19 protein-coding genes and 3 tRNA genes are annotated in these 18731 nt (G+C 58.2%); 12 read left to right on the top strand and 10 right to left on the bottom strand.

The annotated features are described in order from the left end of the window. Positions 1–29 precede the first annotated feature (29 nt). Positions 30–377 carry a Grx4 family monothiol glutaredoxin gene (locus tag ACJ8PN_RS06870; protein WP_004931329.1) on the bottom strand — a complete coding sequence of 116 codons (348 nt, stop codon included), beginning with the start codon at positions 375–377 and terminating at the stop codon, positions 30–32. Positions 378–793: 416 nt separating this feature from the next. Here ACJ8PN_RS06870 and ACJ8PN_RS06865 point away from each other — a divergent pair, with 416 nt between their 5' ends. Together ACJ8PN_RS06865 and sodB are read left to right on the top strand one after the other, a co-directional pair. After that, positions 794–1612 carry a C40 family peptidase gene (locus ACJ8PN_RS06865; RefSeq protein ID WP_442534738.1) on the top strand — a complete coding sequence of 273 codons (819 nt, stop codon included), beginning with the start codon at positions 794–796 and terminating at the stop codon, positions 1610–1612. Between the two features lie 199 nt (positions 1613–1811). Further along, positions 1812–2390, top strand: coding sequence for a superoxide dismutase [Fe] (gene sodB, locus ACJ8PN_RS06860; RefSeq protein WP_004931333.1), 579 nt, complete (start codon positions 1812–1814; stop codon positions 2388–2390). A gap of 64 nt (positions 2391–2454) precedes the next feature. On the opposite strand, the gene cydH is transcribed toward sodB, so the two are convergent. Beyond that, the gene (cydH, locus tag ACJ8PN_RS06855) at positions 2455–2544 is read right to left on the bottom strand and encodes a cytochrome bd-I oxidase subunit CydH (RefSeq protein ID WP_004931335.1); all 90 of its coding nucleotides are present in this window, start codon (positions 2542–2544) and stop codon (positions 2455–2457) included. A 324-nt stretch (positions 2545–2868) separates the two neighbouring features. On the opposite strand from cydH, the gene purR reads away from it, so the two are divergent. Further along, positions 2869–3894 carry an HTH-type transcriptional repressor PurR gene (gene purR, locus ACJ8PN_RS06850; protein WP_004931336.1) on the top strand — a complete coding sequence of 342 codons (1026 nt, stop codon included), beginning with the start codon at positions 2869–2871 and terminating at the stop codon, positions 3892–3894. Here the strand turns inward: purR and punR are convergent. Beyond that, the gene (gene punR, locus ACJ8PN_RS06845; protein WP_171453914.1) at positions 3891–4835 is read right to left on the bottom strand and encodes a DNA-binding transcriptional activator PunR; all 945 of its coding nucleotides are present in this window, start codon (positions 4833–4835) and stop codon (positions 3891–3893) included. The genes purR and punR overlap by 4 nt on opposite strands. A gap of 123 nt (positions 4836–4958) precedes the next feature. Between punR and punC the strand changes: the two genes are divergently transcribed. Both punC and cfa read left to right on the top strand, forming a co-directional pair. Next, a complete protein-coding gene (gene punC / locus ACJ8PN_RS06840; protein WP_044031342.1) occupies positions 4959–6170 on the top strand; it encodes a purine nucleoside transporter PunC in 1212 nt (403 codons plus the stop codon). A gap of 344 nt (positions 6171–6514) precedes the next feature. Further along, the gene (cfa, locus tag ACJ8PN_RS06835; RefSeq protein WP_004931341.1) at positions 6515–7666 is read left to right on the top strand and encodes a cyclopropane fatty acyl phospholipid synthase; all 1152 of its coding nucleotides are present in this window, start codon (positions 6515–6517) and stop codon (positions 7664–7666) included. Between the two features lie 73 nt (positions 7667–7739). Here the strand turns inward: cfa and ACJ8PN_RS06830 are convergent, their stop codons facing one another. Both ACJ8PN_RS06830 and ACJ8PN_RS06825 read right to left on the bottom strand, forming a co-directional pair. After that, a complete protein-coding gene (locus ACJ8PN_RS06830; RefSeq protein WP_016927929.1) occupies positions 7740–8033 on the bottom strand; it encodes an I78 family peptidase inhibitor in 294 nt (97 codons plus the stop codon). A gap of 54 nt (positions 8034–8087) precedes the next feature. Continuing rightward, entirely contained in the window at positions 8088–8738 is a 651-nt protein-coding gene (locus ACJ8PN_RS06825) for a riboflavin synthase (RefSeq protein WP_004931347.1), read from the bottom strand. A 239-nt stretch (positions 8739–8977) separates the two neighbouring features. Here ACJ8PN_RS06825 and ACJ8PN_RS06820 point away from each other — a divergent pair, with 239 nt between their 5' ends. The 7 genes from ACJ8PN_RS06820 (at position 8978) to ACJ8PN_RS06790 (ending at position 13583) form a co-directional block, all read left to right on the top strand. Then, positions 8978–10354, top strand: a complete 1377-nt coding sequence (locus ACJ8PN_RS06820) for an MATE family efflux transporter (protein ID WP_033633189.1) — start codon at positions 8978–8980, stop codon at positions 10352–10354. A 181-nt stretch (positions 10355–10535) separates the two neighbouring features. Further along, positions 10536–10612: transfer RNA gene (locus ACJ8PN_RS06815), tRNA-Val, on the top strand. A gap of 20 nt (positions 10613–10632) precedes the next feature. Then, positions 10633–10709: transfer RNA gene (locus ACJ8PN_RS06810), tRNA-Val, on the top strand. A 20-nt stretch (positions 10710–10729) separates the two neighbouring features. Then, a tRNA-Val gene (locus ACJ8PN_RS06805) sits at positions 10730–10806 on the top strand. A 119-nt stretch (positions 10807–10925) separates the two neighbouring features. After that, positions 10926–11231 carry a cupin gene (locus tag ACJ8PN_RS06800; protein WP_351107763.1) on the top strand — a complete coding sequence of 102 codons (306 nt, stop codon included), beginning with the start codon at positions 10926–10928 and terminating at the stop codon, positions 11229–11231. 394 nt (positions 11232–11625) lie between these two features. Further along, positions 11626–13038 (top strand): pyruvate kinase PykF, encoded by a 1413-nt coding sequence (gene pykF / locus ACJ8PN_RS06795; protein WP_004931353.1) that lies wholly within the window; start codon positions 11626–11628, stop codon positions 13036–13038. Positions 13039–13346: 308 nt separating this feature from the next. Next, positions 13347–13583 (top strand): major outer membrane lipoprotein, encoded by a 237-nt coding sequence (locus tag ACJ8PN_RS06790; protein WP_004931354.1) that lies wholly within the window; start codon positions 13347–13349, stop codon positions 13581–13583. Positions 13584–13723: 140 nt separating this feature from the next. On the opposite strand, the gene ACJ8PN_RS06785 is transcribed toward ACJ8PN_RS06790, so the two are convergent. From ACJ8PN_RS06785 to sufC, 5 genes are all read right to left on the bottom strand, one after another. Next, positions 13724–14737: a L,D-transpeptidase family protein gene (locus tag ACJ8PN_RS06785; RefSeq protein ID WP_351107760.1), complete on the bottom strand. Its 1014-nt coding sequence runs from the start codon at positions 14735–14737 to the stop codon at positions 13724–13726. Between the two features lie 295 nt (positions 14738–15032). After that, positions 15033–15449: a cysteine desulfuration protein SufE gene (gene sufE / locus ACJ8PN_RS06780; RefSeq protein ID WP_004931358.1), complete on the bottom strand. Its 417-nt coding sequence runs from the start codon at positions 15447–15449 to the stop codon at positions 15033–15035. Between the two features lie 36 nt (positions 15450–15485). After that, entirely contained in the window at positions 15486–16712 is a 1227-nt protein-coding gene (gene sufS, locus ACJ8PN_RS06775; RefSeq protein ID WP_442534737.1) for a cysteine desulfurase SufS, read from the bottom strand. Then, positions 16709–17995, bottom strand: a complete 1287-nt coding sequence (gene sufD, locus ACJ8PN_RS06770; protein WP_004931361.1) for a Fe-S cluster assembly protein SufD — start codon at positions 17993–17995, stop codon at positions 16709–16711. The genes sufS and sufD overlap by 4 nt, the downstream gene beginning before the upstream one ends. Further along, complete coding sequence (gene sufC / locus ACJ8PN_RS06765; RefSeq protein WP_060559592.1) at positions 17970–18716, bottom strand: Fe-S cluster assembly ATPase SufC; 747 nt, start codon at positions 18714–18716, stop codon at positions 17970–17972. The genes sufD and sufC overlap by 26 nt, the downstream gene beginning before the upstream one ends. Positions 18717–18731: the final 15 nt, after the last annotated feature.

The raw sequence follows: 18731 nt of genomic DNA, 5'->3' as shown, positions 1-18731 counted from the left end.
CCGTTACGCGATAATCGCAAGCCCGTCGATTAAGACTGCTGGTCTTCCTGCGCTTTATACTTTTCTGCCGTTTCTTTGATCAGTTGCTGCAGTTCGCCGCGCTGATACATCTCGATGATAATATCGCAACCGCCGACCAGCTCACCATCTACCCACAGCTGCGGGAACGTCGGCCAGTTGGCGTATTTTGGCAGCTCGGCGCGGATGTCCGGGTTCTGCAAAATGTCCACATAGGCGAAACGCTCGCCGCAGGCGGACAGCGCTTGCACAGCCTGCGCGGAAAAGCCGCAGCTCGGCAGCTTTGGCGAGCCTTTCATGTACAGCAGAATCGGGTTTTCAGCGATCTGGTGCTGAATTTTTTCAAGTGTCGTCGTCATTTATTGCTTCCTCAAGCCACATTTCATGGCTACAACATGCATCACGCGGGCTATTGTAGCGGCTGGAACAGTCGCAAGAAAACGCCATCTTTTGCAAGGATATTCGCCCGCCGCCGATCGCGTTTCACCGGCCACGTCATTCCGGTCAAAACATACGTTGAGAATAACATTTTTAATCCGACCATTTCACTAATATATTGCGCCGCGATGCCGGCGCGGCTTAATTATATCCGCCACCGTCGCCTGGCGCTTTTTTATACATCAACAGGCTGATTTTAAACCAAAAAAAATGTCATTAACGTTTTCTCACAATATGGATTATTATTTATGAGTTCTTCGCTGTTTTATATGGCGAAGTTCGGGAATACTGTAACTCTTTCGATATCCGTTTCGGGGCCAAGGTTGGTGACGTCGACATGCGTTTAATTCTTACGCTCTTTGCGCTGCTGTTTACGCAGCTCTTCTTCAATTTGGCGCACGCTGCGCCACAGGCGCGCGTTGCCGCCGAGCAGCGTAAAAGCCATGCTAATGAAGCGCGGCCCGATGACCGCAGAAAAAAGAAAGCGGATAAAGCCGCCAAAAAAGCCAAAGTGACGGCCCCCGAGAAAAAAACCAAGACCGCCAAGGTCAAAAGCGAGAAAAGCGCGAAAAAGATCGTCAGCGCCAAACCCAAGGCCAAAGCGCAGAAAACCGCCAAGATTAAAGTCACCCCGCCGAAAAAGGGCTATAAAAAAGGCTATGGCCGCCACCGCGACGCCGGTATGGCCACCGCCAAACTGGCGCGTGATGAAAAGCCGTTAAAACTCAGCCCGGCGCACAAAAAACGTTACCAGCATGCCAAACAGACCGCGATGGCCAAGCTGATGGATCAGATGGGCAAGCCTTACCGCTGGGGCGGCAGCTCGCCACGCACCGGCTTCGACTGCAGCGGCCTTATCTATTACGCCTATAAGGACGTGGTGAAAATCAAGATGCCGCGCACCGCCAACGAAATGTATCACCTGCGCGACGCGGCGCCGATCAAGAAAAGCGAACTGGAAAGCGGCGATTTGGTGTTCTTCCGCATCAACAACCGCGGCGTGGCGGACCATGTCGGCGTCTATCTCGGCAACGGCAAATTCATCCAGTCGCCGCGCACCGGCGAAGAGATCCGCATCAGCCAGCTCGACAACGACTATTGGCAAAACCATTACATCGGCGCACGCCGCGTAGTGACGCCGAAAACCATCCGTTAACTCCCTGTTCTGCGCGGTTGCGGCCCCGGTCGCAACCGCCTGCTCAAGCTATCGCCCATCGCACTCCCCCACACGCATTTCTCGCTTTTCCTCCTGTTTTTTATGATGAAAATTGTTAAGATTGAATGACCACAATAAAAAACGGCCCATCTGGCTCCCGCCTGGGCGGGAAGAAAGTGGCGCTGTAAAGGAGGAAGCAATGTCGTTTGAATTACCTGCATTACCGTATGAGAAAAACGCGCTCGAGCCGCACATCTCCGCCGAGACCCTGGAATACCACTACGGCAAACACCACAATACCTACGTGGTTAACCTGAACAACCTGGTGAAAGGCAGCGAGTTCGAGGGCAAATCGCTCGAAGAGATCATCAAGACCTCCAACGGCGGCGTGTTCAACAACGCCGCGCAGGTGTGGAACCACACCTTCTACTGGCACTGCCTGTCGCCACAGGGCGGCGGTGAACCGCAGGGCGAACTGGCGGCGGCGATCGTCAAATCCTTCGGCTCTTTCGCTGCATTCAAAGAGCAGTTCACCGATGCCGCCGTGAAAAACTTCGGCGCCGGCTGGACCTGGCTGGTGAAAAAACCGGACGGCGCGCTGGCGATCGTCAACACCTCCAACGCGGCAACTCCGCTGACCGGTGAAGATAAACCGCTGCTGACCGTTGACGTGTGGGAACACGCGTATTACATCGATTACCGCAATGCGCGTCCAAAATACCTGGAAAACTTCTGGGCGTTGGTCAACTGGACATTTGCGGCGGAAAACCTGGCGTAAAAGCAGGCCTTGCCGAAGTGATGAGGCGCAGCTGGGCTGCGCCTTTTTTAAAACCGGCGGGAGATCAGTTCAACGCGGCGACAAAGCTGAAAGCGATGATCATCGCCAACGCGCCGACGGTAGTGAACAGAGACATCTTCAGATCGGTATCCATGACAACTCCTTTAAAATGGGCTTTCCTAAGGATAAAAGGCGCACAATTAGTACGTCAAATCATTTTCCCACAGTTCGCCGATAAAATCTTGTTATCATTTCCCGGTTTATAATCTCGATTACCTCTTCCACTTTTGTTCAATATGCGACAAAATTCGCAGTTCACAACTGCGTACCGGCATCCATGCCCCTCCTGATTAAGCGCTGAAGACTTCAACACACTAAAAACTCAGTTTTCGCTTCTCTGGAGAAGGATCTACGTAGGCAAACGATTAACATCACACTTACATGCTGTAAACATGTGAGTTCAGGAGTCATTCCTTACATGGCAACGATTAAAGATGTGGCCAAACGCGCGGGCGTTTCCACCACCACCGTTTCGCACGTCATCAATAAGACTCGTTTCGTCGCCGAAGAGACCAAAGCGGCCGTGTGGGCCGCGATCAAAGAGCTGCACTACTCGCCGAGCGCCGTGGCGCGCAGCCTGAAAGTCAATCACACCAAGTCTATCGGTCTGCTGGCCACCTCGAGCGAAGCGCCCTATTTTGCCGAAGTGATCGAGGCGGTGGAAAACAGCTGCTACAGTAAAGGTTACACCCTGATCCTGTGCAACTCGCACAACAATCTGGACAAGCAGCGCGCCTACCTGGCGATGCTGGCGCAAAAGCGCGTCGACGGCCTGCTGGTCATGTGTTCCGAATACCCGGATCAACTGCTGGGCATGCTGGAGGACTACCGTAATATCCCGATGGTGGTGATGGACTGGGGCGCCGCGCGCGGCGACTTCACCGACACCATCATCGATAACGCGTTCGAAGGCGGCTATCTGGCCGGCCGTTACCTGATCGAGCGCGGTCACCGCGATATCGGCGCCATCCCGGGCCAGCTGTCGCGCAACACCGGCGGCGGCCGTCATCAGGGCTTTATGAAGGCGCTGCAGGAAGCGCATATCGACATTCGCGAAGAGTGGATCGTCCAGGGTGACTTCGAGCCGGAGTCCGGCTACAAGGCGATGCACCAAATCCTGTCGCAAAAACAGCGGCCGACCGCGGTATTTTGCGGCGGCGACATCATGGCGATGGGCGCCATCTGCGCCGCTGACGAGCTGGGGCTGCGAGTGCCGCAGGATATTTCCGTGATCGGCTATGACAACGTGCGCAACGCCCGCTACTTCACCCCGGCGCTGACCACCATTCACCAGCCTAAAGAGCGCCTGGGCGAAATGGCCTTCACCATGCTGCTGGATCGCATCATCAGCAAGCGCGAAGAATCACAGGTGATCGAGGTACATCCGAAGCTGGTGGAACGCCGTTCGGTCGCCGACGGTCCGTTCATCGACTACCGCCGCTAATCCCCTGAGCCGGAAGCCTGCACGGCTTCCGGCGCCGCCTCGCTCAGCCACTCCTGATTCAGCGTCTCCCCATCGCCCAGATACGCCAGCAGCCAACTCATCGCCGGCGACGGTTTATCCTGCTGCCAGGTCAGGCAGCAAGGGCTGGCGGGAAACGGCTGCTGCAGCTGCAACGCCTTCAGCTCACCGCGCTGCACCAGCGGCAGCGCCCGATGCGCCGGCATCATGCCGACGCACAGCCCGGCGCACAGACAGTCGAGCGCCGATGTCCAGTCCGGCACCACCAGCCGCCGCTGGTTATCCAGCGTCCAGGTGACGCGCTTGGGCAGATTGCGCGAGGTGTCTTCCAGGCAGAGCGAGGGGTACGGCCGCAGTTGATCGTCGTGCAGCGCCCCCGCCAGCTGCGCCAGCGGGTGTTGCGGGCTGACTACGCACAGCCAGTTCATATAGCCCATATCGCGGAAGGCAAAGCCGCCGCCGACCGGTACCGCACGCGTGGCGCCGATCGCCATGTCCGCCCTGCCGTCCGCCAGCGCATCCCAGACGCCGTTGAACACCTCGGGTTGCAGCATCAGTTCAACATCGGGGAAATGGCGGTAGAAATCCAGCACCAGCTGGCGGCTGCGCTGGGGTTTGACGATGATGTCGACTGCGATATTCAGCTGGCCGCGCCACCCGTTGGCCACCTGCTGACAGTGGCGGCGGGTGTCGAGCATTTTTTTGATAACAACTCGCGCATCCTTGATAAACAGCGCGCCGGCCGGCGTCAACTCCACATCACGGTGACGCCGCTCAAACAGCGGCACCGCCAGCCATTGTTCCAGTTGCCGCACGGTATAGCTCACCGCCGACGGCACCCGGTGCAGCTCCTGCGCCGCCGCGCTGAAACTGCCGGTGCGCGCCACCGCGTCAACAACTTCAAGAGAATATTCAGACCACATCGCTTTGCCTTCAATTTTTTTAACAGCACTTTGCAAATATTACCGTTTCACAAGCAGAGATCCAGCCGGATACACTGGCCGGCGCTAAAAACCTGCGACACTAAAATATTAACGAGAAATACCATGCGAAATTCCTTTGGCTTTATGTTCTACCTCGCCGGCCTGAGCATGCTGGGTTATCTGGCGACCGATATGTACCTGCCCGCCTTCGGCGCCATGCGGGAGGAACTGCAAATTTCCGCCGGCGCGGTCAGCGCCAGCCTGAGCATCTTTCTGGCCGGCTTCGCCTTCGCGCAATTGCTGTGGGGGCCCCTCTCCGACCGGCTGGGCCGCAAACCGGTATTATTGATTGGCCTGACGCTGTTCGCGCTCGGCTGCCTGGGCATGCTGTGGGTAGAAAATGCCGTGCAGCTCTGGATACTGCGCTTTATTCAGGCCGTCGGCGTCTGTTCCGCCACCGCCATCTGGCAAGCGCTGGTGGTCGACCGCTATCGCGAAGGCCAGGCCAACCGCGTGTTCGCCACCATCATGCCGCTGGTGGCGCTGTCACCGGCGCTGGCGCCGCTGCTTGGCGCCTGGCTGCTGAACCACGCCAGCTGGCGTGCGATCTTCGCCGCGCTGTTGGTGATCACCGCGCTGCTGCTGCTGCCGACGCTGCTGCTCAAAGAGCGCGCCAAAACGCACCCCGCCGCCGACGCGCCGAAAAACGGCGTCAGCTTCTGGCAACTGTTGAAATCTCCGGTGTTCAGCGGCAACGTCGCTATGTACGCCGCCTGCTCGGCCGGTTTCTTCGCCTGGCTGACCGGTTCGCCGTTCATCCTCGGCGATATGGGCTATAGCCCGAGCGACATCGGTCTGAGCTATGTGCCGCAAACGCTGGCCTTCCTGCTGGGCGGCTACGGCTGCCGCGCCGCGCTTAAGCGCATCAATGGCAAAACTCTGCTGCCGTGGCTGCTGGTAGCTTATGGTGTCAGCATGGTGGCGCTGTATCTGGTGGCGACCCTGACCAATCCGACGCTCACCACGCTGCTGATCCCGTTCTGCGTGATGGCGCTGGTCAACGGCGCCGGCTACCCGATCATGGTGGCGAATGCGCTGATGCCGTTCCCGGAAAGCAGCGGCAAAGCCGCCGCGCTGCAAAATACGCTGCAATTGGGGCTGTGTTTTGTGGCAAGCATGCTGGTGTCGGCGTTTATTGCCCAGCCGCTGTTGGCGACGGTGACGGTGATGGTATCTACGGTAGTTCTGGCCGCGCTGGGTTATTTCCTGCAGCGGGGAAAAGCGGCCGATGCGCAGCAAAAGGCACAGCGGGAACATGCTAACTCAGCGTCATAATTGCCAAGATTAATAATCACTTAAAGAATATGCGTGCCGAGTGCGATTTACAGTTGAGTCAACGCCTCGGCACGCCTATACTCAAAAACAACCTTGTAAAGTAACACCTTATAATCTCTATATCTCAATCAGCTATTGTGTACGCGCCTTGCGTCACACTCTTTTTTTAAAGGGGCGTTTATCCTGCGCCGTTTGCGTCGGGCCGTTTCTTTAAATTTCCTCTGTTCATAGTCGGATATCAGACGCCGCGGGCTTATTTCCCGTTGGTATAGGTATGCACCCGCAGAAATTGTCTAAGCTGTTTCCTAACGGGTCATCAGTCAGAAGAAGGTGATGGAGAAGCTATGAGTTCATCGTGTATAGAAGATCTGAGCATCCAGGATAACCAGTGGTACCGTATCGCGCACGAAATGCTCGGTCTGGCCGGTATCGAAATCAACGGATCGCGCCCTTTCGATATTCAGGTTAAAAATCCCGAATTCTTTAAACGCGTTTTGCAGCAAGGGTCACTGGGCCTGGGCGAAAGCTATATGGACGGTTGGTGGGAGTGCGAGCGGCTGGATATGTTCTTCCAGCGCGTGGTCAGCGCTGGGCTGGAGAAGAAACTCCCCCACCACCTGAAAGATACCCTGCGTATCGCCGCCGCGCGCCTGACCAATCTGCAATCGAAAAAGCGCGCCTGGATCGTCGGCAAAGAACATTACGATCTCGGCAACGATCTGTTTACCCTGATGCTCGATCCTTACATGCAGTATTCCTGCGGCTACTGGAAAGACGCCACCACGCTGGAGGAAGCGCAGGAAGCCAAGCTGCGGATGATCTGCGAGAAACTGCAGCTGCAGCCGGGCATGCGTTTGCTGGACATCGGCTGCGGCTGGGGCGGCCTTTCCGCCTATGCGGCGAAAAATTACGGCGTGTCGGTGGTCGGCGTGACCATTTCCGCCGAACAGCAGAAGCTGGCTCAGGCGCGCTGCGCCGGGCTGGATGTGCAGATCCTGTTGCAGGATTACCGCGATCTGCACCAGCAGTTCGATCGCATTGTCTCGGTCGGCATGTTCGAGCACGTCGGGCCGAAAAACTACCGCACCTATTTCGACGTGGTGGAGCGCAATCTGGCGCCGCACGGCCTGTTCCTGCTGCACACCATCGGCTCCAACAAGACCGACATGAACGTCGATCCCTGGATCAACAAATATATCTTCCCGAACGGCTGCCTGCCCTCCGTGAGACATATCGCCGAGGCCAGCGAAGGCCATTTCGTGATGGAAGACTGGCACAACATCGGCGCCGACTACGATCGCACGCTGATGGCCTGGTTCGAGCGCTTCAAACAGGCGTGGCCGCAGCTCGCCGAGCGCTATTCCGAGCGCTTCGAGCGGATGTTCAGCTATTACCTGAACGCCTGCGCCGGCGCGTTCCGGGCGCGCGATCTGCAGCTATGGCAGGTGGTGTTCAGCCCGAAAGGCGTTGAAGGCGGCATTCGCGTCGCCCGCTAAGCACTTGCCCGACAAAAAAAGCCCCGGCAACCTCATCGCCGGGGCTTTTTTTTGCTCTTTCGAACCCTGCGGGTTAACCGCAATAAACGCGAATAATTTTATCGTCGCTGTCGCCAAGGAAGTTCAGGCGGCGCAGGTTGAAATCCATGGTGACGGCAGAGTTGTACGGAATGGCTCGCACCTTGGCGTCGATCCGCACGCCTTCCAGCGAGGTCATCGGTTTGCCGACAAAATTTTGATACTGCGAAGCGCCGCAGGTATCGTCCGCATCGGCCATTTGCGCGCCCGCGCCCTGCTCAGGCGAACTGCTGCAAGCGCTCAGCGCCAGCAACGCGGTTAACAACAACGTTTTCCCATAAAACTTCACGCGTTTCTCCTCTCTGCTTATGATTCGATGCCGGCGGTCACGCCAGAATCGCTGTCAGTCTTTGTGCGCCGGCGCCATCGCCGCGGCCAACGTCGCTTCCCGATTGGCCAGCACGCGCTCGACGGTGTCCACCACCGCCTGCGTTTGCGGATCGATCTCGATGTTCACCTTGTCGCCGAGGCGTTTTTTACCCAGCGTGGTGCGATCCAGCGTTTCCGGGATCAGGTGCACGCAGAAACGGTTATTCACCACTTCGCCGATGGTCAGGCTAATGCCGTCGATGCCGATGAAACCTTTGTGCAGCACATATTTCATCAATTCCGCATCCGGCATGCGCAGCCATACCTGGCGGTTATTTTCCGAGGTATAAATCTTGGCCACTTCCGCCGTGCAGATAATATGGCCGGACATCAAATGGCCGCCAATTTCGTCATTGAACTTCGCCGCGCGCTCGATATTGACGATGTCGCCCAGCGCCAGATCGCCGAGGTTGGTCAGGCGCAACGTTTCTTTGATCAAATCGAAGCTGACGCGGTTGCCTTCCACCGCGGTGACGGTCAGGCAGCAGCCGTTATGGGCCACCGACGCGCCCAGCTCCAGCCCCGGCAGCAGCTCGGCAGGCATTTCGATCACGTGGGTGCGGAAATTGGGTTTCTCATCAATGGCGACCAGCGGCGCGGTGCCTTGTACGATACCGGTGAACATATGTGCCTCTTCTTGCTAAATAGGTTAAAACGCTACCGGCAGTTTGCCCCAGTTGGCGCTGAAAACCAAATCCGCGACGGCAAAAAAAGAATGGCTGCGCATTTAATAACTATTTATCTGCGGCGTTTGCTTAACGACGCCGAGCAGGTACAATCTTTTTGACAAAATTCCGCTATTTTAATTGTTGTCCTCTCGCGGCAGCCCTCCCTCCCACATATATAAATAGAAAAGGTGTATGCGTGCAGAAGTACTTAATTGAAGCGCGTAGTTTATTGGCTCTCGCTATCCCGGTCATCATCGCGCAAATATCACAAACCGCCATGGGCGTGGTGGATACCATCATGGCCGGCGCTTACAGCGCCACCGACATGGCGGCGGTGGCGGTCGGCACCTCGATCTGGTTGCCGGCCATTTTGTTCGGCCACGGCCTGCTGCTGGCGCTGACCCCGGTTATCGCCCAGCTCAACGGCGCCGGCCGTCGCGATCGCATCGCCCATCAGGTGCGTCAGGGCTTCTGGCTGGCCTCCGGCGTCTCCGTGCTGCTGATCGTCGTGCTGTATAACTGCAAGTTTGTCATCGACATGATGCACAACATCGATCCGCAGTTGGCGGATAAAGCCGTCGGCTATCTGCACGCCATCATGTGGGGGGCGCCGGGTTACCTGTTCTTCCAGGTGATGCGCAACCAGTGTGAGGGGCTGTCCAAAACCAAACCCGGCATGGTGATCGGCTTCCTCGGCCTGCTGGTGAATATCCCGATCAACTACATCTTTATCTACGGCAAGTTCGGCATGCCGGAACTCGGCGGCGTCGGCTGCGGCGTCGCCACCGGCAGCGTCTACTGGATCATGTTCCTGATGATGCGCTGGTACGTGAAACGCGCGCCGTCGCAGCGCGACATCAAACGCCAGGCCGGCGATCTCGGCGGCCCGGACTGGGCGGCGCTAAGGCGCTTGATCGGCATCGGCATGCCGGTGGCGCTGGCGCTGTTCTTCGAAGTCACGCTGTTCGCGGTGGTGGCGCTGCTGGTTTCGCCGCTGGGGATCGTCGCGGTCGCCGGCCACCAGATCGCGCTTAACTTCAGCGCGCTGATGTTCGTGCTGCCGCTGTCGCTGGGCGTCGGCGCCACCATCCGCGTCGGTTATCGTCTGGGGGAAGGTTCGGTCGAAGGCGCGCGCGTCGCCGCTTACTCCGCCATCGGCGTCGGCATCACCATGGCCGTCTGCACCGCGCTGTTTACCGCCACTTTCCGCGAACCGATCGCCCTGCTGTACAACGACAGCCCGGCGGTGGTGGCGATGGCCTCGCAGTTGATGCTGCTGGCGGCGCTGTACCAGATCTCGGATTCGGTCCAGGTGATCGGCAGCGGCGTGCTGCGCGGTTATAAAGATACCCGCGCGATCTTCTTCATCACCTTTATCGCTTATTGGGTGTTGGGCTTGCCGAGCGGTTATCTGCTGGCGTTAACCGATGCGCTGGTGCCGGCGATGGGGCCAAGCGGTTTCTGGATCGGCTTTATCATCGGACTGACCTTCGCCGCCATCATGATGGCGCTGCGCATGCGCTGGCTGCAGAAACAGCCGACTGCCGTTATCCTGCAGCGATCCACGCGCTGAATCCGCTCCCGGCCGGTTTCCTCCCCGGCCGGGTTGCGGTTTGCGGAAAAAAACGCCGGACTGCGCACAACCTCAGCAATCGCGTGAAATACCGAATAAAATTGCGTTTTTCCCCTTGCCAGCACGCAGGTAGCTCGTTAATATTCGTCCCCGCTGTCAGCCATGACAGGCAGGAAAAGATGCGTCCGTAGCTCAGTTGGTTAGAGCACCACCTTGACATGGTGGGGGTCGGTGGTTCGAGTCCACTCGGACGCACCAAATTCCTGAAGCAGTACAGTGCGTCCGTAGCTCAGTTGGTTAGAGCACCACCTTGACATGGTGGGGGTCGGTGGTTCGAGTCCACTCGGACGCACCAAATTTCAGAAGCAGCACAGTGCGTCCGTAGCTCAGTTGGTTAGAGCACCACCTTGACATGGTGGGGGTCGGTGGTTCGAGTCCACTCGGACGCACCATATTGCTGATTCATCTCTCCCTGTCACGTTATACTTCCCGTTGTATCGTCTCTGCACGACCGTTCGATTTTTCATGTCGATTGCGCCGAACTACCGCCATCAGCCATCAGGAACGCCACATGACCACATTCACCGCCAAAACCGCCTTTTTGCCACTCGACAATGGCCTTGCCCGCCGCGAAGGCGTGATGAGCGACGGTTCGCCGGCGACGGAAGTGCGTTTCGAGGCCGGCGCCTTCGGCCAGTTGCAAAAGCCCGCGCACGCGCTGCAAACCCGGGTGATATCCGGCGAATTCGAGTTCACTCTCGGCGGCGACACCCGGATAGTACGTGCCGGTGAGTGCCTGACCCTGCCGGCCAATGTCGCCAGCGGCTGCTTCTGCCTGAGCGCCGGCATGCTGCTGGAAATTCCCCAAACGCGTTAAACCTGCATTTACAGAAAGGTTATTTGCGCAACAAGCTGCCCGCAACGCGTTGCATTTGCGCCACATTTAGCCCCGTTTTGCTCTATCCGCCGCACCGCCGCGGTTTTTTATTTTGTTTCCCGCCGCTTAGCCTTTATAATGCGCAACGTCTATCAGTTGAATGGTTTCAGCCCTTGATCTGCGAAAACGCAATAATAACACGATGTGATCTTACCCCGTTGCGCAGCATCCCCGCGCCCCCGCGCGGGCTGAATTTTTCCGCCCCACTTCAACTGTCGTCACCTATCCTTAACTATGTTTTTCACCACCAGGCACGGCCCAAATTCCCTACCGGCGTAAACCGCGCCGGTCAAATTCGTTTTTTTATCCATCACAACTTGTAGAAAACTCCGCCATGAAAAAGACCAAAATTGTTTGTACCATCGGTCCAAAAACCGAATCGGAAGAAATGCTGACCAACCTGCTCAATGCGGGCATGAACGTGATGCGTCTCAACTTCTCTCACGGCGACTATGAAGAGCACGGCAACCGCATCAAGAACATGCGCGCCGTGATGGCGAAAACCGGTATCAACGCCGGCATCCTGCTGGATACCAAAGGCCCGGAAATTCGCACCATGAAGCTGGAAGGCGGCAAAGACGCCTCGCTGGTCGCCGGCCAAACCTTCACCTTCACCACTGACCAGAGCGTGATCGGCAACAGCGAGCGCGTGGCGGTCACCTACGCCGGCTTCGCCGCCGACCTGAAGATCGGCAACACCGTGCTGGTTGACGACGGCCTGATCGGCATGGAAGTCACCAACGTGACCGAGAACGAAGTCATCTGTAAGGTGCTGAACAACGGCGACCTGGGCGAGAACAAAGGCGTTAACCTGCCGGGCGTGTCCATCCAGCTGCCTGCGCTGGCCGAGAAAGACAAACGCGACCTGATCTTCGGCTGCGAGCAAGGCGTCGACTTCGTGGCGGCGTCCTTCATCCGTAAACGCTCCGACGTGCTGGAGATCCGCGAGCACCTGAAAGCCCACGGCGGCGAGCAGATCCAGATCATCTCCAAGATCGAAAACCAGGAAGGCCTGAACAACTTCGACGAAATCCTCGAAGCGTCCGACGGCATCATGGTTGCCCGTGGCGATCTGGGCGTCGAGATCCCGGTAGAAGAAGTGATCTTCGCCCAGAAGATGATGATCGAGAAATGCAACCGCGCGCGTAAAGTGGTCATCACCGCCACCCAGATGCTCGATTCCATGATCAAAAACCCACGCCCTACCCGCGCGGAAGCCGGCGACGTTGCCAACGCCATCCTGGACGGCACCGATGCCGTCATGCTGTCCGGCGAGAGCGCCAAGGGCAAATACCCGCTGGAAGCGGTCAACATCATGGCGACCATCTGCGAGCGTACCGATCGCGTGATGCCAAGCCGTATCGACACCCTGAACGATCGTCGCAAGCTGCGCATCACCGAAGCGGTGTGCCGCGGCGCGGTTGAAACCGCCGAGAAACTCGACGCGCCGCTGATCGTGGTCGCCACCAGCGGCGGCAAGTCGGCGAAATCCGTGCGTAAATACTTCCCGAACGCGGTGATCCTGGCGCTGACCACCAATGAGACTACCGCGCATCAGCTGGTGCTGAGCAAGGGCGTCATCCCGCAGATGGTCAAGGAAATCGCCTCTACCGACGACTTCTACCGCATCGGTAAAGAAGCCGCCCTGGCCAGCGGCCTGGCGCAGAAAGGCGACGTCGTGGTGATGGTTTCCGGCGCGCTGGTGCCGAGCGGCACCACCAACACGGCCTCGGTACACGTGCTGTAATATAAAACGTGACATAATTGTCTTGATCAAAACGCCGCTTTGCGGCGTTTTTTTTATCAGCAGTAAACTATTTTTCTCAAAACGCAACCGCGATCCGCTCATTATTTAGCTAATAAAGAATCGGAGTAGTCCCATGGAAGCCGGCTGTTTTCCCTCGTTTTTTTAACTAATTTGTAAAACCAGATGCAAGTTTGAGCGAACGATCAAAATAAAGCACCTCAACACTAAAAAATTATTCTCTTTCGAAAAAAGTTTGTGTAATACTTGTAACGCTACATGGAGATTAACTCAATCTAGAGGGTGTTATAATGAATCGTACTAAACTGGTACTGGGCGCGGTAATCCTGGGTTCCACTCTGCTGGCTGGCTGCTCTAGCAACGCTAAAATCGATCAACTGTCTTCTGACGTTCAGACTCTGAACGCTAAAGTTGATCAGCTGAGCAACGACGTGAACGCAATGCGTTCTGACGTTCAAGCTGCTAAAGACGACGCAGCACGCGCTAACCAGCGTCTGGACAACCAAGCTCACGCTTACAAAAAGTAAGATAGCTTTGGTTATTGAAAACGGCGCACATTGTGCGCCGTTTTTTTTGTCTGTTCGTCAGCCAGGGCGTTTCCTGCACGGCAGGCAAAAAAAGAGGTTCAGCACGCTGAACCCCTCTTCGACCGCTCAATCCTGCAAACTTAGTTCACCGAACTGATTGGCGCTGCCTTGAATGGGCTCTTATTCGCCGCAGGAGCCGCTGTAGGCGTCAAACTCACTGCAGACGGACTCTCCCCTACGTTGACCAGCACCGGCATGCCAGAACGGCGTACAACCGCGCTATCGAACACGGCGCGATCGGTCTGACCATCGGCCGCAAAGGCTTTCTCCGCTTTAGACAACGCAATCGGCATGGTCTGCGGATCGTCGCTTTCCACCCGCGACAGCGGTTGGTGCACTTCCACATAGCGTTTGCCGTCCGGCTCAACGGAAATCTTCACCGGATCGTTGATCACTTGCACCCGCGTACCGCGCGGCACCATGTTGAACAGCGCCTCGATATCCGTCGGACGCAGACGAATGCAGCCGGAGCTGACGCGCATGCCGATACCGAAGTTGGCGTTGGTGCCGTGGATCAGGTATTCACCGCGCCCCATCGCCAGACGCAGGGCGAACAGCCCCATCGGGTTCTCAGGGCCGGCCGGCACCACCGCAGGCAGCGTCACGCCCTGGGATTGATAGCGCTTGCGGATGTTGGCGGTGGGTGTCCAGGTCGGGTTAGGGATCTTCTGGCTGATGGAGGTCACCTCCAGCGGCGTGTGCATCCCGGTCTGGCCGATGCCGATCGGATAGACGATCACTTTGTTCTCGCCTTTCGGGTAGTAATAAAGGCGCAGCTCGGCCAGGTTGACGATGATCCCTTCACGCTTGGTGTCAGGCAGCAGCATTTGGGTCGGAATGGTCAGCACCGTACCCGGCTTGGGCAGGAACGGATCAGTGCCGGGGTTGGCTTCCAGCATGCCCAGCAAGCCGATCTTGTAGTCAGCGGCGATGGCTTCAAGCGGGCGGCCGTCGTTTGGCACGGTATAAGTGGTGTTTTCGCCGATCAGACGGCTGTCCGGCGGCGGCAGCGGGTACTCGGTCGCACTGGCGGCCTGCGTGCCGGCCAATACGGTGGCGAAGACCATGCCCATTAAACTCAACGCACGTTTCATTATCATCCCTATATTTTTATGACGGTTCGCCCACAAGGCTAACGAGCGCCAGGTGGTGGGTAAATCAGACAATACCTGATTAATACTAGCAACGCTGGTATCAAAGGCAATAAGTCCTCTAAAAATCAACACGTTATAACGTAATCGCCGTCATTGATTGTCAACGAAACGTCAACAGTTAAGCTGCTGAAATATCACTGAATTGGGCGCGTTGCCCGGAGGAAAATCGTGAATTGTAAAGACTCATTGACAAAGCAAAGGTATCAATGAGTCTTGAGGATGAAGGCGTTATGGATCAGGCCAGCTGCGCCGCTTTACTGCGAATGGCGCGGATCATCGCCTCCAGCCCCTGCGAGCGCGAAGGCGTCAGATGTTGGCTGAGCGCCAGCTCGGTGAAAAACGGCCGCACATCGAGATCGACGATCTGCTGCGGCGTCAATTGGCGATAAAGAATGAACACCACCGCCAGCAACCCTTTGACGATCGCCGCGTCGCTGTCGCCGTGAAACTCGACCTGCCCCTGCTCATCGCGGCGCATCACGATCCACACCTGGCTCTGACAGCCGGAGATCAGGTTGCCGGCCTGCCGCTCCGCCTCGTCCAGCGGCGGCAATTTAGCGCCGAGTTCAATCACGTACAGGTATTTCTCCTCCCAGTTCAGACAGCGGGAGAAATTACGCACCAATTTATCTTTGTCCGGCAAATTCGCCATGGGGATCCTTTTGTACCGCCGGGGACGCGCCCCGGCCTAACCTAATAACTGATGAATGCGTTGCAGCCCGGCCACCAGCCGGTCCACCTCTTCGCGGGTATTATATAACGCCAGCGAAGCACGGCACATGCTCGGCACCTGATAAAACGCCATCAGCGGCATCGCGCAGTGATGGCCGGTGCGAATGGCGATACCGTACTGATCGAGGAAGCTGCCGACGTCATAGGCGTGGTGCTCTCCCAGATTGAAGGCGATCACCCCGGCCCGATGCGCCGGACCATAGATTTTCAGCGTCGGCACCTGCTTGAGCGCCTCGAGCGCGTAATGCATCAGCGACTGTTCATAATCGTGGATCGCATTCAGGCTCAAGGCTTCGACGTAATCAAACGCCGCGCCCAGCCCCATGATGCCGGCGGTGTTCGGCGAACCGGCCTCGAAGCGCCACGGCGGATCGGCGAAGGTGGTGCCCGCCGTCAGGCTGACCTGCCGGATCATCGAGCCGCCCCCTTCCCACGGTGGCATCTGCTGCAACAACGCCTGGCGGCCATACAGCATGCCGATGCCGGAAGGGCCATACAGCTTATGGCCGGAAAACACGTAGAAATCGCAGTCCAGCGCCTGGACATCGACGCACTGGTGCATCACCGCCTGCGCGCCGTCCACCAGCACCGTCAGATCCGGTGACAGGGTTCTGGCGCGGGCGATGATCTCACGCACCGGGTTAACGGTGCCCAGCACGTTGGAGACCTCGGTCAGCGCCAGCAGTTTACAGGACGCGTCGACCAGTTCCGGCAACCGCGCCAGATCCAGCGTACCGTCCGGCTGCAGCGGCCACACCCGCAGCTGCAACCCGCGCTCCTGCGCCAGCATCTGCCACGGCACGATGTTGGCGTGGTGCTCCATCTCGGTGATGAGAATCGCATCGCCCGGCTGCAGCTGGTGGCGGCCAAAGCTGTTGGCCACCAGATTGATGCCTTCGGTGGTGCCCTTGACGAACACCATCTCTTCCGCCGAGGCAGCATTGATAAAGCGCGCCGCCTGTTCCCGCACCGCTTCCATCTGCTGAGTCGCCTCGGCGCTCAGGGTGTGGATACCGCGATGCACCGCCGCATACCCGTGGCGGTAGAACTCCAGCTCGCGGTCGATCACCGCCTGCGGTTTCTGCGCGCTGGCGGCGCTGTCGAGATAGGCCAGCGGTTGGCCGTTCACCTCACGCGCCAACAGCGGGAAATCGCCGCGCACGCGTTCAATCGGATAACTCATGCAGCCTCCCCCGGCAGGCGCTGGGCGATGCGCGCCAGCACCCGTTCCCGGATGGTGTCGTTGGCGATGCCTTCGGTCAGCTCGGCGGCGAAGGCGAAGATGATCATCTGCTGCGCCGCGTGCTTGTCGATGCCGCGCGACTGCAGATAGAACAGCTGCTCTTCATCGATGCGCCCCACGGTAGCGCCGTGGCTGCACTTGACGTCATCGGCGTAGATCTCCAGCTGCGGCTTGGTATCCACTTCCGCCACCTTGCCCAACAGCAGGTTATGGTTGGTCATCTGGCCGTCGGTTTTGATCGCGTGTTTGGCCACTTTGATCATGCCGTTGAACACCGCCTTGCCGCGATCGCTGACCACGGTTTTATGCAGCTGGCGGCTTTCGCAATAGCCCTTGTTGTGCTCCAGATAGGTGCGGGTGTCGCAAATCTCTTTGCCCACCGGCAGCACCAGGCTGTTGATCACCAGATTCGCGCCTTCGCCGTTCAACTGCGCGCTGGTGTTGTGCCGCGTCAGGCCGGCACCCAGCAGGAAGCTGTCGCTTTTCACCCGCGCGTCGCGGCCGATAACCAGATCGTTGTGGGCAAAGTGGTAGCTTGGCTGGCTCTCAAACGCCAGCTTGCAGTGCAACAGCCCGGCGTTGTCCGCCACATTGGCGGTCAGACGCGCGCCGGTGAAGTGTGCGGCCTCGCCCAGGCTGACATAGTGTTCGATCACTTCCGCCTCAGCCCCGCGCCCGATCTCCAGATGATGGCGGTGATGCACGGTGTTCACTTCCCCGGCGGCGCCGCGTCCGCTGCTGATGTGCAGCAGATACAGCGGGCGTGCGGGGATCTTGCCGGCCGGCAAGCGAATCAGGCTGGTTTCCTGCGCCAAGCTTTCGGTCAGGTGCAGAAAAATCTCCGGCTGGATCGGCTCCGGCAACGCCTGAGGCGTGCCATAGGCGGTCAACTCGAACTGGTAGTCGCCCAGGTCGCCATCGCTCAGCGCGGCGCTGTAGCGGCCGTCGATAAACACCAGCCGACAGGCATCGATGCCGAGCGCCAGCGCATCGAGCTGCTCTGCACTCACCGGGGCGGGCTGCGGCTCGAGGAATTGCTGCTCCAGCAGGCTCTCCAGCGGCGTGTATTTCCAGTTTTCATGCTTGCGCGTCGGCCAGCCGAGGCGCAGCGCCTGCTGCCAGTGCGCCAGAGCATGCGGCGAACGCTCGCCGCCGCGGCCTTCGAACAGGCGATACAGCTGCTGCAGCGCGTTTGAATTACTGTTGGTCGGTAAGCCAGCCATAGCCCTGCTCCTCCAACTGTTTCACCAGCGAGAAATCGCCGGATTTGACGATGCGCCCCTGGGACAGCACGTGTACGTAATCCGGCTTGATGTAGTCCAGAATGCGCTGATAGTGGGTGACGATGATAAAGGCGCGCTGGCCGTCCCGCAGCGAGTTGACGCCGTTGGCGACGATTTTGAGCGCATCGATGTCCAGGCCCGAATCGGTTTCATCGAGAATGCACAGATCCGGCTCCAGCGCCGCCATCTGCAGAATGTCGTTACGCTTTTTCTCACCGCCGGAGAAGCCGACGTTGACCGAACGGGTCAGCAGATCGGCCGGCATATCCAGCAGCGCGATTTTCTCTTCGATGAAATCGGCGAAGTCAAAGCGATCCAGCGGCTCCTGCTCGCGGTATTTGCGCACCGCGTTGACCGACGTCTGCAGGAAGAAGTGGTTGCTGACGCCGGGGATCTCCACCGGGTACTGGAAGGCCAGGAACACGCCCTCGCCCGCGCGATCTTCCGGATCCAGCTCCAGCAGATCCTTGCCCTTGAAGGTGACTTCCCCTTCGGTCACTTCGTACTCTTCACGCCCGGCCAGCGTGGCGGACAGCGTGCTCTTGCCCGAGCCGTTCGGCCCCATGATGGCGTGCACTTCGCCCGGTTTGATCTCCAGATCCAATCCCTTGAGGATCTCGTTGCCTTCCACGCTGACTTTCAAATTCTTGATGCTTAACATGCTGTGTCCTCAGAT

The sequence above is a fragment of the Serratia sp. CY76391 genome (genome assembly GCF_052166695.1).
GTDB lineage: Bacteria > Pseudomonadota > Gammaproteobacteria > Enterobacterales > Enterobacteriaceae > Serratia > Serratia nematodiphila.
Note: the sequence above shows the minus strand (reverse complement) of the source record. Positions and strands in the feature narration are given on the sequence as shown.